General features: G+C 46.0%; 13 protein-coding genes. 11 read left to right on the top strand and 2 right to left on the bottom strand.

What is annotated here, in order from left to right; translation table 11 throughout:
• The first annotated feature begins 283 nt into the window (after nt 1-283).
• From FE296_RS09485 to FE296_RS32685, 4 genes are all read left to right on the top strand, one after another.
• On the top strand, nt 284-1,822 hold the full coding sequence (locus FE296_RS09485) for an ABC transporter ATP-binding protein (protein ID WP_124115488.1): 1,539 nt from the start codon (nt 284-286) through the stop codon (nt 1,820-1,822).
• On the top strand, nt 1,815-2,894 hold the full coding sequence (locus FE296_RS09480; protein WP_036610168.1) for an ABC transporter permease: 1,080 nt from the start codon (nt 1,815-1,817) through the stop codon (nt 2,892-2,894). The genes FE296_RS09485 and FE296_RS09480 overlap by 8 nt, the downstream gene beginning before the upstream one ends.
• Entirely contained in the window at nt 2,895-3,857 is a 963-nt protein-coding gene (locus FE296_RS09475) for an ABC transporter permease (protein WP_150364821.1), read from the top strand.
• 211 nt (nt 3,858-4,068) lie between these two features.
• Complete coding sequence (locus tag FE296_RS32685) at nt 4,069-4,458, top strand: hypothetical protein (protein WP_190945115.1); 390 nt, start codon at nt 4,069-4,071, stop codon at nt 4,456-4,458.
• A 6-nt stretch (nt 4,459-4,464) separates the two neighbouring features.
• On the opposite strand, the gene FE296_RS09465 is transcribed toward FE296_RS32685, so the two are convergent.
• Complete coding sequence (locus FE296_RS09465; protein WP_237176231.1) at nt 4,465-4,908, bottom strand: GNAT family N-acetyltransferase; 444 nt, start codon at nt 4,906-4,908, stop codon at nt 4,465-4,467.
• A gap of 603 nt (nt 4,909-5,511) precedes the next feature.
• Between FE296_RS09465 and ilvB the strand changes: the two genes are divergently transcribed.
• The 4 genes from ilvB to FE296_RS09445 all read left to right on the top strand — a co-directional run bounded on the left by ilvB (nt 5,512) and on the right by FE296_RS09445 (nt 10,677).
• Nucleotides 5,512-7,263 carry a biosynthetic-type acetolactate synthase large subunit gene (ilvB, locus tag FE296_RS09460; protein ID WP_091032851.1) on the top strand — a complete coding sequence of 584 codons (1,752 nt, stop codon included), beginning with the start codon at nt 5,512-5,514 and terminating at the stop codon, nt 7,261-7,263.
• The gene (gene ilvN, locus FE296_RS09455) at nt 7,260-7,742 is read left to right on the top strand and encodes an acetolactate synthase small subunit (RefSeq protein ID WP_024628317.1); all 483 of its coding nucleotides are present in this window, start codon (nt 7,260-7,262) and stop codon (nt 7,740-7,742) included. The genes ilvB and ilvN overlap by 4 nt, the downstream gene beginning before the upstream one ends.
• Before the next feature lie 261 nt (nt 7,743-8,003).
• A complete protein-coding gene (gene ilvC, locus FE296_RS09450; RefSeq protein ID WP_036669754.1) occupies nt 8,004-8,996 on the top strand; it encodes a ketol-acid reductoisomerase in 993 nt (330 codons plus the stop codon).
• Nucleotides 8,997-9,135: 139 nt separating this feature from the next.
• Nucleotides 9,136-10,677 (top strand): 2-isopropylmalate synthase, encoded by a 1,542-nt coding sequence (locus FE296_RS09445; RefSeq protein ID WP_150364820.1) that lies wholly within the window; start codon nt 9,136-9,138, stop codon nt 10,675-10,677.
• Between the two features lie 265 nt (nt 10,678-10,942).
• Here the strand turns inward: FE296_RS09445 and FE296_RS09440 are convergent, their stop codons facing one another.
• A complete protein-coding gene (locus tag FE296_RS09440) occupies nt 10,943-11,923 on the bottom strand; it encodes an aldo/keto reductase (RefSeq protein ID WP_036669756.1) in 981 nt (326 codons plus the stop codon).
• A 233-nt stretch (nt 11,924-12,156) separates the two neighbouring features.
• On the opposite strand from FE296_RS09440, the gene leuB reads away from it, so the two are divergent.
• The 3 genes from leuB to FE296_RS09425 all read left to right on the top strand — a co-directional run bounded on the left by leuB (nt 12,157) and on the right by FE296_RS09425 (nt 14,832).
• Nucleotides 12,157-13,242, top strand: a complete 1,086-nt coding sequence (gene leuB, locus FE296_RS09435) for a 3-isopropylmalate dehydrogenase (RefSeq protein ID WP_017689651.1) — start codon at nt 12,157-12,159, stop codon at nt 13,240-13,242.
• A gap of 277 nt (nt 13,243-13,519) precedes the next feature.
• A complete protein-coding gene (locus tag FE296_RS09430) occupies nt 13,520-14,059 on the top strand; it encodes a peroxiredoxin (RefSeq protein WP_036610146.1) in 540 nt (179 codons plus the stop codon).
• A gap of 356 nt (nt 14,060-14,415) precedes the next feature.
• Nucleotides 14,416-14,832: a hypothetical protein gene (locus tag FE296_RS09425; protein ID WP_017689649.1), complete on the top strand. Its 417-nt coding sequence runs from the start codon at nt 14,416-14,418 to the stop codon at nt 14,830-14,832.
• Nucleotides 14,833-15,180 lie beyond the last annotated feature (348 nt).

The following is a 15,180-nucleotide window of genomic DNA, read 5'->3' as shown; positions in this document are numbered from 1 at the left end:
ACAAATGAATAATCATTGGGGCCGGTCTTGACCGGCCTTATGATTGCAAGAACAGGAACATTTGATCAAGTCATCATAACAATTGTACAAGGTCACTGTGCACCAACGCTCCGGTAGGAGCTTTTCTTAAGATAATGGAATTGATATGTTCTTAATAGCTGAACCATTCGATTATCGCAAGAAAAACTTCAGCTAAGCGCGGTCTGTCTTCTTTGAAAGTACGTCGATAGACGTTTTTTTTACGTTTGCGGAACCACACTATATCAGTTATAAGGGTGATTACATGGGTGCAGCAACCCCCGTCGTTGAGTTAAAACAAATTACGAAGCGTTTCCCAGGCATTGTTGCCAACGACGCCATCAGCCTTCAGCTTCGTAAAGGCGAGATCCATGCGCTACTGGGCGAAAACGGCGCTGGTAAGTCAACGTTGATGAATATTGTATTTGGTCTCTATCAGCCAGATGAAGGTTCCATTGAAGTGAATGGCAAGCCTGTCATCATCGACAGCCCTAACCGAGCGATCGATCTTGGCATCGGCATGGTGCATCAGCACTTTAAGCTTGTACAGCCGTTCACGGTAACAGAGAACATTATTTTGGGATCTGAACCAACGAAGGGTCTCAATATTAATTATAAAAAAGCAGCCGCTGAAGTACAGCGTCTATCCGAACAGTATGGACTGAAAGTGAATCCTCATGCCAAGATTCATGATATCTCTGTCGGAATGCAGCAGCGCGTGGAGATTGTTAAGACCTTGTATCGCGGTGCGGACATTCTTATTTTTGACGAGCCTACAGCCGTATTGACTCCTCAAGAAATCAAAGAACTGATGATCATCATGAAGAAACTTGTAGCTGAAGGAAAGTCCATTATTTTGATCACGCACAAACTTAAAGAGATCATGGAAATTTCCGATACGGTAACGATTATCCGTCGGGGTAAAGTCATTGATTCGGTTAAAACATCGGAAACCAATCCAAATGAGCTGGCAGAGAAAATGGTGGGGCGGAATGTCACGTTCAAAGTAGATAAAAAGCCGGCTACACCAGGAGCGAATGTGCTTGAAGTCAGCAAATTAACCGCCAAGAATAAAGAAGGTATTGCAGTACTGAACCAACTTAACCTGAACGTACGTGCTGGAGAAATTGTTGGAATTGCAGGCGTGGATGGTAACGGTCAAAGTGAACTGATTGAAGCTCTTACCGGACTTCGTAAAGTAGAGAGCGGTTCGATTCTTTTGGAGGGCAAGGAGCTGTCCAATCATTCTCCGCGCCATATCTCGGAGTCGGGTGTAGCCCACATCCCGGAAGATCGACATAAACACGGACTTGTACTTGATTTTTCAGTGAGTGAAAATATCGTTCTGGAATCGTATTATAAAGCACCATACACCCGTAAAGGGTTCCTTAACTTCGATGCCATCAAACAGCAGGCGAAGCGGCTTGTTGAGGCTTTTGACGTGCGTACACCAAGCATTGAGACCAAAGCTCGGTCCTTGTCCGGAGGAAACCAGCAAAAGGCCATTATCGCCCGTGAGGTAGATAAAAACCCTGAACTGCTTATCGCTGCGCAACCAACACGTGGTTTGGATGTAGGGGCTATTGAGTTCGTGCAAAAGCAACTGATTGCACAGCGCGATCAAGGGAAGGCTGTTCTGCTAATTTCATTTGAGCTTGATGAGATTATCAATGTATCTGACCGAATTGCTGTTATTTATGAAGGACAGATCGTTGGCGAGGTGCTGCCGGAAGAAACCAATGACAGGGAGCTCGGCTTGATGATGGCGGGCAGCACCCAAAAGAGAGGTACTGCGCATGAATAACGTATTGAAATGGTTTACCCGAGATTCATTTATTTTGCCTGTAGTCGCGATTATTATGGGTCTGATTCTCGGTGGGGTTGTCATGCTGATCGGTGGTTACAATCCAATCGAAGCCTATGGTGCATTGTTCACCAAGGTATTTGGCGACATGTACAACTTTGGTGAAGCCGTACGGGAAATGACACCACTAATTATGACTGGACTTGCATTTGCATTTGCATCACGTGCAGGGTTGTTTAACATCGGGGGAGAAGGTCAATTTCTCGTTGGTATGACCGCTGCAACATTTGTTGGTGTTAAGTTTGCAGGTTTGCCGATCTACCTTCATGCGCCACTGGCTTTGATTGCCGGTGCATTATTTGGTGGTCTGTGGGCCGCTATTGCTGGTTATCTGAAGGCGGCACGTGGGGTCAATGAAGTTATCAGTAGTATCATGTTGAACTGGATTGGTCTGTATCTGGCGAACCTTATCGTACGCCAATTCTTACTGTTGAAGGGCGAGAATCGTTCCGTGGATATCAGCGAATCGGCTTCGATTAGTTTGACATGGCTCTCTGAACTGATGGGCAATTCCCGTGTACACATGGGGACGTTAATTGCCCTTGTGATGGCTGTGCTCTTTTATATCTATATGTGGAAAACAAAACAAGGTTATGAAATCCGCGCGGTAGGTTACAACCCTAATGCGGCTGAATATGCAGGTATGCATGTTAACCGGAATATCGTAAAAGCGATGTTTATCAGTGGTATGCTTGCCGGTCTTGGTGGTGCCTTCCAGGTTCTTGGTGTGTTCCAATACCAAACCGTAATGTCGGGTTCACCGGGAACAGGCTTTGACGGAATTGCGGTTGCCCTGATTGGTTTGAATCATCCGTTTGGGGTGTTATTGGGGGCAGTGTTGTTTGGTACCCTCACGTACGGATCTGCAGGTATGAGTTTTGCTGCGGATGTTCCGCCTGAGATTATTCGGATTGTGATCGGTTCGATTATCTTCTTCATTGCGGCACAAGGCATCGTGCGCTGGATACTTAAACCGTTCTATTCGAAGCGTAAGAAAGAGAAGGTGTTGTAGATGGACTTGTTGACAATTGGGCAAATTATCAATACGACGCTTGTCTTTGCTACGGCATTGATTTTTGCATCACTCGGCGGAATTTTTTCGGAAAAATCAGGGGTAACGAATCTTGGACTTGAAGGTTTTATGGTCTTCGGTGCCTTTGCAGCTGGTATCGGGGCGCATTATGCTCAAGAAGCGGGTATGGGCGGAACGACGTCGGCCTGGATGGGGGTTCTGCTTGCGATTGTATTGGGCATACTGGTATCGTTGATTCATGCCGTTGCGTCTATCACATTTAAGGCAGACCAGATTATCAGTGGTATTGTCATTAACTTTTTGGCAGCAGGAAGTACGTTGTACTTGGTTAAACTGTTGTTCGAAGGTTCTGGTGATTCACCGTTGGTTCAAGGCTTCAACAAGTTTGATGTGCCATTCTTGAAAGACATTCCTTTGCTTGGAGAAGCCTTCTTCAAGAACGTATATCCAACGACATATCTGGCCATTCTGTTTGTATTCCTGACGTATTACATTATGTTTAAAACGCCATTTGGTCTGCGCCTTCGTTCTGTAGGTGAACATCCAAGCGCGGCTGATACAGTTGGTGTTAAAGTACGTCGTTATCGCTACGTTGGCGTTATGATCAGTGGTGCGCTTGCGGCCATTGGTGGTGCTGCAATCACGTTGACGACTACGGGTACATTCTCACACAATACGGTTTCCGGTCAAGGTTATATTGCCATTGCAGCTATGATCTTTGGTAAGTGGAATCCGATTGGTGCGTTTGGTGCGGCTGTCTTCTTTGGATTCTCACAAGCAATCCGAAACTATGTGCAGTTGTTTGAATGGTCACAAAGTATTCCCCAGGAAATTATTTTTATGTTGCCTTACCTGCTTACCATCATCGTTCTCGTTGCAGCGGTTGGACGTTCTTCGGCTCCGTCTGCACTCGGTGAAGCGTATGATCCGGGTAAAAGGTAAACTTGCAATTCAATTTACTATCCCAAAGCTTGATAAAAGGGTCCGCCTTGTGCGGGCCTTTTTTGTTTTCTTGAGCGTTGCCAAGCTACTTTTTAACGTTTACTTTGGTTCTCATGCAGATACCCATATTTTCAGGTAGGGACAAAGAAACAGGCGAATTCAGTGATGGACGAATACACTGTTTTGAACGATCCGAGGAGGAGGGGAAAGTATGAAACAACAAGTTACGCGTGATGAAGCGATGAAATTAATAGGCAAAAATATTGTTGCAATCAAAAAAGACGGCACTCGGGTTACGGGAAAGCTGTTGAAAGTCTCGGGCAACAAACTGGTACTGAAGCGTCTGAATGGCAAAAAAGTACGTACAAAAGCGATTCTGCCACTGGTATTGTTTGATCTGCTCGCTATTGCCACACTGCCTTATGCTTATGGAGGTGGTCCCGGCTTCGGTCCCGGATATGGACCTGGACCAAAACCAGGCCCTGGATATGGTCCAGGCTACGGACCGGGATATGGATCTGGAGGACCTGGTGGGGGATATGGACCTGGTCCTGGATTCGGCCCTTATGGTCCAGGTCCACGTCCGCCAGGATTTTTCTAGGACATTCTATAATGTCTTTTCCAATTCGTAGCAGCGGCTGATCATGATGTATCGAATCGCGCTGTATCCATTTTTTTGATAAAATTGAAGCCCTTTGGTGTTGCCCTCATCCACCATCACTTTAGATCTTCGACAACCTCGAGATGCCGCAAAGCTTTCTGCTTTGAGCAACAAAGTTTGCCCGTAACGTTTGCGTTGTTCTTTCGGACTAACGGCCATCATATCGACATAGAGCAATTCCCCATGCATGAGAAAATGGATGAATGCCACAGCAGCTTTGTCTGGCTCCGGCGAGACAACAAAGGTCATGCCCCTGTTCATTCGCAGGGGTATTTCTTTGCGGATTTTATTAATTTCCTTTTCGCTCATATGGGATAAAGGAACAAGTTGAGTGTCAATCAGCTTCATGATGGCGCCATCATCCAGCTTGGATGTGCGTTGCCGAATCACCATGCGGAGCCTCCTTTCAGGACCAGTCGTGCTGCTCGTATATCCTATGCCCGAAGCAAGATAAAAGGTGACTGAATGAAGCGCTGGGATTAGGGCAACCTTATAGGCTGAAGAGGGAGGAAGGAAGGTTCTCTGAATTTTTATGCAAAACAGGTATTGACTTATCGGTTGGAGGAATCATATAATGTTCCTAACATTTAACGAGAATATTTCATCGGCTATGAAGAGGACGAAGTTTTAAGGGCTCTTTTGCTCAGAGAGTGGCTGGAATTGCTGAAACCACCACCATTATCCCTTATATACGAGCTCACCTCGGAGCTGTTTTCCTGAAAAGCACTGGATGTCACTCCTTTCGCGTATTAGGGAAAATCGTATGTCTGCGTTACAGACAACAGGTATGGGAAACGACTATGTTCGTTTGAGCTATTCGTTTTGTTGTACCTGGTAAGGTCCGTTATTGCGAAATTTCGGGCAAAGTTGGGTGGTACCACGGAAGCGATAACCTTTCGTCCCTCGCAAGCATGAACTTGTTTGCAGGGATGGAAGGTTTTTTTTGTAACTTTAAATGTCAGAATGGTGTAAATTTCGAGAGGAGGATGACTGATGGGAGCTCAAATTCCAGAAGTACGGTCAACAGATGAATTACGTGAAAAATGGATGAAGCCGGAGGTCATTAGCGGATCCGAAATTCTGCTGAGAAGTTTGTTACTTGAAGGTGTCGAGTGCGTATTTGGTTACCCGGGCGGCGCAGTGTTGTACATTTACGATGCGATGTATGGTTTCGAGGATTTCAAACACGTTCTCACTCGTCACGAACAAGGTGCAATACATGCAGCTGACGGATATGCACGTGCCAGCGGCAAAGTTGGTGTCTGCATCGCTACTTCCGGTCCAGGAGCAACGAATCTGGTTACGGGTATTGCAACCGCGTATATGGATTCAGTACCACTCGTAGTCATTACGGGGAACGTTATTTCGAGCCTGATCGGTTCAGATGCTTTCCAGGAAGCGGATATTACCGGGATTACAATGCCAATCACTAAACACAGTTACCTGGTGAAAGATGTAAAAGATCTGTCCAGCGTAATTCATGAGGCATTCCATATTGCCAATACCGGTCGTAAAGGTCCTGTACTGATCGACATCCCGAAAGATGTATCAGCGAACAAAACATTGTTTGAACCAACAACTGAACCTGTTATATTGAGAGGGTACAATCCACGGACAGTACCAAACAAACTGCAGGTTGACCGTTTGGCCCAAGCCATTCAGGAAGCAGAACGTCCTATGATTCTCGCTGGTGGCGGTGTGGTATACTCGGGAGGACATGAAGAACTGTTCGAGTTTGTTGAGAAGACAGGCATTCCAATTACGACTACTCTCCTTGGTCTAGGCGCTTTCCCAAGCGGTCATGAATTATGGACGGGTATGCCAGGTATGCACGGAACGTACACTTCCAATCAGGCTATTCAAAAAGCGGACCTGCTGATTAATATCGGCGCTCGATTCGATGATCGGGTAACAGGCAAGCTGGATGGATTCGCTCCACATGCCAAAATCGTTCATATCGATATTGATCCGGCTGAGATTGGTAAAAACATTGCAACCGATATTCCAATCGTTGGTGATGTGAAGACCGTACTGGAAATAGCCAACAAAGAAGTTGGACGTGCAGAGCGTGCAGATGCATGGAGAGACCAGATCAAACAGTGGAAACAAGAGAAACCTTACAGCTATACGGATTCAGACGAAGTGCTGAAACCCCAGTGGGTTGTTGAAATGCTGAATGATACAACCAAAGGTGAAGCAATTGTAACTACGGATGTGGGACAACATCAGATGTGGGCAGCACAATATTATAAATTTAATCAACCGCGTTCATGGGTAACTTCGGGTGGTCTTGGAACGATGGGCTTTGGATTCCCTTCTGCCATAGGTGCTCAGATGGCCAATCCGGACAGACTCGTTATCTCCATTAACGGTGACGGCGGAATGCAGATGTGTTCCCAAGAACTCGCGATCTGTGCCATTAACAATATACCGGTAAAAATTGTGATCATTAACAATCAGGTACTCGGAATGGTTCGCCAATGGCAAGAGATCATCTATGAGAACCGTTACAGCCATATTGATCTGGCAGGAAGTCCGGATTTTGTAAAACTGGCTGAAGCTTATGGCGTAAAAGGTTTGCGTGCAACCAACAAGGAAGAAGCCCAGCGTGCTTGGCAGGAAGCCTTGGATACACCAGGACCGGTCGTTGTTGAATTCGTAGTACGCAAGGAAGAAAATGTATATCCAATGGTTCCGCAAGGAGCGACAATTGATCAAATGCTGATGGGGGATGCTGACGAATGATAAGACATACGATCTCGATACTGGTAAACGATCAGCCTGGCGTCCTTCAGCGGGTATCAGGGTTGTTCGGTCGACGCGGATTTAACATTGAGAGTATTACAGTAGGTCAATCGGAAGAACCTGGACTCTCCCGGATGGTTATTGTCACCATTGGTGACGATAAAACGCTGGAGCAGATTGAGAAACAATTATACAAAATCATCGATGTCATTAAAGTGGTTGATTTCAGCCTGAAACCGATGGTAGCCCGTGAACTCGCCCTGATTAAAGTGAAAGCAGAGCCTTCCGAGCGTCCTGAAATTCTGGGTGTGGTAGAAACATTCCGCGCATCTGTTGTAGATGTTGGTCCAGGCAGCCTGATTGTGCAGGTAGTCGGAGATACGGACAAAATTGATGCTATGATTGAATTGCTCAAGCCATATGGCATTCGCGAATTGTCCCGTACAGGCATAACTGCATTGGTACGCGGCAACGTATAAAGCTATAATGAATGAAGAGGGACGACGGTTAGCTAACATATACAGTTGATCTTATGTGAGTGTCAGTCCCTTAACAGTTGTAATTTAACATTTTAGTGATGTAACGCTTGAAAATATAGCTACATTCCCGCATTAATGGGCGGGTGTCTGAACGGATCGGTTCAGACCAGAGAGGCTTTTGACACTCCAAGCGAGTCGGTCCCTTGAGACACCCGCTCATTAATGAAGGGTTCTTTACAATACAAAGGAGGACTTATAAACATGCCAGTAACTACTTATTATGAACAAGATGCAGAGCTTAACGTATTGAAAGGAAAAACGATCGCGGTAATCGGTTATGGTAGCCAGGGCCACGCCCAAGCTCAAAACCTTCGTGATAGCGGATTGAACGTAGTCATCGGACTTCGTGAAGGTAAATCCTTCGACACTGCAAAAAATGACGGATTTGAAGTTCTGTCCCCGGCAGAAGCAACAAGCCGCGCAGATGTAGTTCAAATCTTGTTGCCAGACGAAACTCAAGCTTCTGTATACAAAAATGAAATCGAACCAAACCTGAAAGAAGGCGCTGCATTGCTCTTCTCACACGGTTTCAACGTTCATTTCGGTCAAATCGTTGCTCCAAAAAACAGCGATGTATTGCTGGTAGCTCCTAAGTCCCCTGGTCACATGGTACGTCGTACTTATGTGGAAGGTTTTGGTGTACCGGGCCTGATCGCGATTGAGCAAGATGCAACGGGTAAAGCTAAAGAAATCGGTTTGGCTTATGCTAAAGGTATCGGTTGTACACGCGCAGGGGTTATCGAAACTTCCTTCCGTGAAGAAACAGAAACAGATCTGTTCGGTGAGCAAGCTGTTCTGTGTGGTGGTGTGAGTGCATTGGTAAAAGCTGGATTCGAAACATTGACAGAAGCGGGTTACGCTCCTGAAATGGCATACTTCGAATGTCTGCACGAACTGAAGCTGATCGTTGACATGATGTATGAAGGCGGACTTTCAAGCATGCGTGATTCCATCAGTAACACAGCTGAGTACGGTGACTATGTAACTGGACCTCGCGTTGTAACTGAAGATACGAAGAAAGCAATGAAAGAAGTCCTGACAGATATCCAACAAGGTAAATTTGCACGCGACTTCATTCTGGAAAACCAATCCGGACGTGCATTCTTGACAGCAACTCGTCGTAACGAAGCTGAACACCCAATCGAAGTGGTTGGCGGACAATTGCGTGAGATGATGCACTGGATCAAGAAGTAAGCATTAACTTCTAGAACATGCACTTTTAGGTATTCAAGTAAACTTAGAGCTTTAACTGGGAATAGCGGCCGTGCTTATGCGTGAGCCGCTATTGCTGGTTCAGAGAAACATATAATAACAAGTACAGGAGGTGCGAAGCGTGCGTAAAATCTATGTATTTGACACAACGCTGCGTGATGGAGAGCAATCCCCGGGAGTCAATCTGAACACTCGTGAAAAGGTGGAAATTGCCCATCAGCTCGAGCGGCTTGGCATTGACCGGATGGAAGCGGGTTTCCCGGCGGCATCTCCAGGTGATCTGGCAGCTGTCAATGCAGTAGCAAATGCGGTCAAAAATGTGACCGTAATTGGCCTGTCCCGTTCCAGAGAGCAAGACATTGATGCGGTTAAGGAAGCACTTAAAGGTGCGCAGGACCCGTGCATACACGTTTTTCTGGCAACTTCGCCTATTCACCGCCAACATAAATTGCGCATGGACAAAGCGCAGGTACTGGATACAGCTCGTTCCGCGATTCGTTATGCAAAGAAAACATTCTCGAAGATTGAATTCTCACTTGAGGATGCAGGTCGTACCGAGTATGATTTCCTCGTGGAAATGGTGAATATGGCTGTTGAAGAAGGTGCAGCCGTTGTGAATATTCCGGATACGGTTGGTTACCTGAGCCCATATGAATACGGAAACATTTTCAAACATCTCAAGGAGAATGTGCACGGTATTGAAAAGGTACAGCTGAGTGCCCACTGTCATAATGACCTGGGTATGGCGACCGCCAATACACTTGCAGCTATTCTCAACGGAGCCGATCAGATCGAAGGTACGATCAATGGCATTGGTGAACGTGCAGGCAACACGGCGATCGAGGAAATTGCTATGGCGCTGGAGACACGTCAGGAGTTTTTCCAGGCGAAAACTTCACTGCAGTTGTCTGAGATTGCACGGACCAGTCGTTTGGTTAGCCGTTTGACAGGTATGGTTGTGCCAGGAAACAAAGCCATTGTTGGGGCAAACGCCTTCGCACATGAATCCGGAATTCACCAGGACGGCATGCTGAAGGAAAAAACAACGTATGAGATTATGACGCCAGAGTCTATCGGTCTGAAGGAAAGCAAGCTTGTACTGGGTAAACATTCTGGTCGTCATGCCTTCCGTGAGCGGTTGATTGATCTGGGATATGAGCTGGACGAAGAAGCATTGAATCGGGCTTTTGCCCAGTTCAAAGAACTGGCTGATAAGAAGAAAGAAGTTACTGACGAAGATCTGCTTGCCGTGATTGAAGAGAAATTGCAGGATGCACCTGAGGTGTATAAACTGGAATCGATCTTTGTTACGTACGGAGATGAATCGGTACCCACAGCCAAAGTCCGCATTGCGACGCTTGACGGGGATACGGTTGAGAAGCAAGCAGAGGGTAATGGATCGGTAGATGCAATCTACAATGCGATTGACCAAGTGAGTGGGGAAGACGTAACGTTGTCTGACTATTCGATCAAATCGGTAACACATGGTAAGGATGCATTGGGTGAAGTACATGTTGTGCTGACTCAAAATCAGGTTTCGGTACAAGGACGTGGTGTAAGCACAGATATATTGGGTGCAAGTGCACGTGCCTATGTGGACGGTCTGAATCAATTAATTGAGAAACGCAAGACATACACAAATCGTGTAAATGTGAATCTGTAGGCTCCATTCCAGTGCAGCAAGCACAACCCTTCATTGAACTGAACTATAAGCCGAGACACATGTATGCTGCTAGAATAATCAATCTTTAATTTAATTGATTTAGTAGATCGTTTCGGCTTGCATTGTTACGTTTAGTGAGGTACGTAAAGAGTCTGACTCTCCTGTGGAGGGTCAGACTCTTTTGCTTGTAATTATATAATTATGGCAGTAAAACACATTACATTTTCTAAGCTTACCTATTGTATCGGCTTAAGCTATCAAGCTGTTACCACGCATAAGCATTAGGTGCATGTCCACCTGGACCTGGGAAAATCTCATCCAGACGTTTGAGCACCGCTTCATCCAAAGTCACGTCCAGACATTTGAGTGCGGTCTCAAACTGCTCCAGCGTACGCGGTCCGATAATCGGGGCGGTCACTGCCGGATTGGCTGCAACCCATGCCAAAGCCACTGTATCCTGTGGTTCACCGAGATCACGACACAGTGCGGCAAAGTCTTCAAGCTGAGTTTGCTGCTGCTCGATCCGTCCAGCGATGCCCCCGCTGCGTGTTCCTTCCAGCTTCTGCAGAGCGTTACGTCCCAATAAACCACCATCCAGTGGACTCCATGGAATGACGCCGAGGCCCAGCTCTTTGGCAGCGGGCAGTACTTCCAACTCGGGCAAACGACAGTTGAGACTATATTTATGTTGTTCGGAAACCAGGCCGAGGAAATGACGATTCTTGGCTTCGCTTTGAGCGATTGCAATCTGCCATGCAGCAAAGTTACTTGATCCTACATAACCGATTTTACCCTGATGAACGGCATTCTCGAACGAACCCCACAGCTCGTCCCACGATATGGCAGGGTCTACATGATGCATCTGGTATAGCTCGATATGATCGGTCTGTAAGCGGCGGAGGGAACCCTCGAGATGCCGTCTGATTTTGTAAGCGGAGAGGCCAGCTTCGTTGTTGGGGCCATCTGTATCATCATGCATGGAGCCATAGACTTTGGTGGCCAGAACTACTTTTTCACGTCTGCCCCCACCCTGGTTGAACCAGCGTCCGATAATTTCTTCGGTAAGACCGGAATTCTCACCCCAACCGTAGATGTTAGCGGTATCAAAAAAGTTCACTCCTGCATCGAGTGCTGCGTCCATAATGCGAAAAGCTTCTTTTTCATCTGTAGCAGGCCCGAAATTCATGGTACCGAGACAGATTCGGCTGACCTTGAGGCCTGATTTACCCAAATACGAATATTGCATGTTGCTTATCCCTCCTGCGTACCTAATTTGAATTCAGCTATATTTTAACCCAGCCGGGAGGTCAGAACAACTTGGAAAGGCTAATCTCTACTGGCTTATAGGTAAAATCTATTAAAGTCATAGATTGTATATCTTGGTCAAATGACCTTGGAATATGATACAAAAGAGAGAGTTAATATGAGACGTTACTTTATGAATAATTAATGAATGAAATATAAGGAGTGGACAACCCAATGGCAGACGTGAAAAAAATTGCAGTTATTGCAGGTGACGGAATCGGCCCTGAAGTCGTAGCTGAGGCTGAGAAAGTTCTTAAACGTACGGAGGAAGTATTCGGTTATCGTTTTGAGACAGAGCATGCGTTGTTTGGCGGAATTGCAATTGATGAGAAGGGAACACCTCTTCCTGAAGAAACACTGAGCGTATGTAAAAGTGCAGATGCAGTCCTGCTTGGAGCGGTTGGCGGTCCAAAATGGGATAATAACAGCAAGGAGCTTCGTCCGGAAACGGGTTTGCTGGGTATTCGCAAAGCACTTGGATTATTCTCCAACCTGCGTCCGGCTGTTGTATTTGATTGCCTGAAGGATGCTTCAACTCTGAAGCCGGAAGTACTTGAAGGTACAGATCTGATGGTGGTACGTGAATTGACAGGTGGTATCTACTTTGGAGAGAAATTCAGACGTGAAAGTGCACAGGGCGAAGAGGCAGTAGATACATGTGCATATAATGTAACAGAAGTGGAGCGGATCGTTCGTCAGGCATTCGAAATTGCGCAAGGTCGTCGCAAAAAGCTGGCTTCTGTAGACAAAGCCAACGTATTGGAAACTTCCCGTCTCTGGCGTGAAGTCGTGAACCGGGTAGCACCAGATTATCCGGATGTTGAACTGGAGCATGTACTGGTAGACAACTGCGCGATGCAATTGCTACGTCGTCCGTCCAGCTTCGATGTCATCGTAACGGAAAACATGTTTGGAGATATCTTGAGTGATGAAGCAGCGATGTTGACAGGTTCCATCGGTATGCTCGCATCTGCATCACTGGGAGAGGGCAGCTTCGGACTCTATGAGCCGGTACACGGTTCTGCGCCGGATATCGCAGGTCAAGGCCTCGCTAATCCGATTGCAACCATTCTCTCTTTGGCGTTGATGTTCCGCACAACCTTTGGTTATGCAGAAGGTGCGGATGCCATTGAAGCAGCTGTGTCGGATGTATTGAACGCAGGACACCGCACAAGTGATATTGCTGTAGACAAGAGCACAGCGATCAGCACGACCGAAATGGGCGATTTGATCGTGGCGGCTATTCAGAAACAAGCGTAATTTTATTACCAACTACAGGCAGCCCTTTGTTTCCAGTTATGGAATGTACAGAGGGCTGTTCCTTTATTATTTTTGCCACGAAAAATCCTTATTTATAATGATTATAAAAAAATAATGTTTATAATCTTGACTTTGGGAAGTCCGGATGATAACATTTTACTTGTACTTGTTATCAAGTATCAAATCATTTTAATTACAGGAAAAGCGTACGCGTTTTTCTTGATGATGAGCAATCCGCAAGGATGCTTACATAATCCCAAAGGAGGAATTTTTAGTTATGGCAGAACGTTTGGTAGGTAGACCAGCACCGGATTTCGCAATGGAAACAGTATCGGGAGACGGACAAGATTTCGGTTCCGTTAAACTGTCCGATTATCGTGGCAAATGGCTTGTATTCTTCTTTTATCCTTTGGACTTCACATTTGTGTGCCCAACTGAAATTACAGCTTTGAGCGTTGCTTCCGAGCAATTCAAAGCTTTGGATACAGAAATCCTTGGCGTGAGCGTAGACTCCGTACACAGCCACAAAGCATGGATCAACACACCTGTAGACAGCAATGGTCTGGGTCAATTGAACTTCCCGCTGGCTTCTGACATCACGAAGCAAGTGGCTAAAGATTACGGCGTTCTGATCGAAGAAGAAGGCGTAGCATTGCGCGGTCTGTTCATCATCGATCCAGAAGGCGAATTGAAATATCAAGTGGTTAACCACAACGATGTAGGCCGTAGTGTTGAAGAAACACTTCGCGTACTGCAAGCACTGCAATCCGGCGGATTGTGTGCAATGAACTGGAAACCAGGCGACACTAACCTGTAAGCCAGGTTAACTTGAACGGTTTTTGTTCAAGCCCTCATCCCGTTAGGGATTGAGGGCTTTTTGCACCCTTTTGCCGGTAGTTATCACGAAGTTAATTAAAAGTGTTTGAACAAGCAGCTAAGCGTGTTAATAATATATTAGAAGAAAGTCTTCTTTTTATCTGTTGAAAGAGGAATTGATGGCCTTTAAGGCGAATAGGGTATGGAAACCCGGTAAATATTCCGGTGCTCTGCATTTATAATCTGTACATGAATGTGATACACTGATGGAACTATTCCTTTTCGGAAGTGCTGGAAGTGTACGGGATGGCGTTTTAAACAAAAAGTCCCGGCACGTAATAAGGAGGGTGAACAAAAATGAGTTACTGTTGTGGGGCAAGTATGGTTGGAACGAAGGGCACGCTGAAGCATTACCGCACCCAGGTTCATAATGTTCCCCTGCTGTTTTGCCCGGTGTGTCATCGGGTTGAGGTGCATTATAAAGTGGAAAACGAATACGAAATTCTGGCTGAATATGCGCATGGAGACGGTGCATCCGAGATCGACTTTCAAGATTATGTTACAGAAGATGAGGATGCCATTTTCGAAAACTGTGTAAACCGTGAGAGCGAGGATGCCATGGTCATTGTGCAGCGCCAGATTGATATGGCTCTGGATTTGCTCAGGCTCGCCAAGGAAACCAAAGACGAGAAGTGGGAAAGCGAACTTAAACGTCGATTAGCTGTGATGAGTCAGCGCAGACTGAAAATTCAGCATAATAAGACCGGACTATAGATGATCTCGGATATATCACAAATTAAAGATATTAAAAACGAAGCTGATTTGCCTATTGGGTGAAACGGCTTCGTTTTTGTGCTGTATTCTGGAACTAATTCGAGGTTTTTTTAAAAATAATTTCCATTCGACACTTTCTCCGATTGACTCTCTTCTATAAACTTGTCTATGATAAAAACAGACTTGCAAAAGAGGCGGAGCAAAAAAATGTTCGTGTTTGGGAATAGGAGAAGGTCAGAATGGGACAAACGTATATGATTTTCCGGATCGACTGTTGGTTACCGGGAATAGACCAGCTTGAGTTCCGGCCATGCCATCCATATTTTCGGCTCAGCCCCCCAACGAAAG

It is taken from the genome of Paenibacillus sp. UASWS1643 (genome assembly GCF_008693195.1).
In the GTDB taxonomy this organism is placed as follows: Bacteria; Bacillota; Bacilli; order Paenibacillales; family Paenibacillaceae; genus Paenibacillus; species Paenibacillus amylolyticus_B.
The sequence above is the reverse complement of the archived record's forward strand: the minus strand, read 5'-3'. Positions and strand labels throughout refer to the sequence as shown.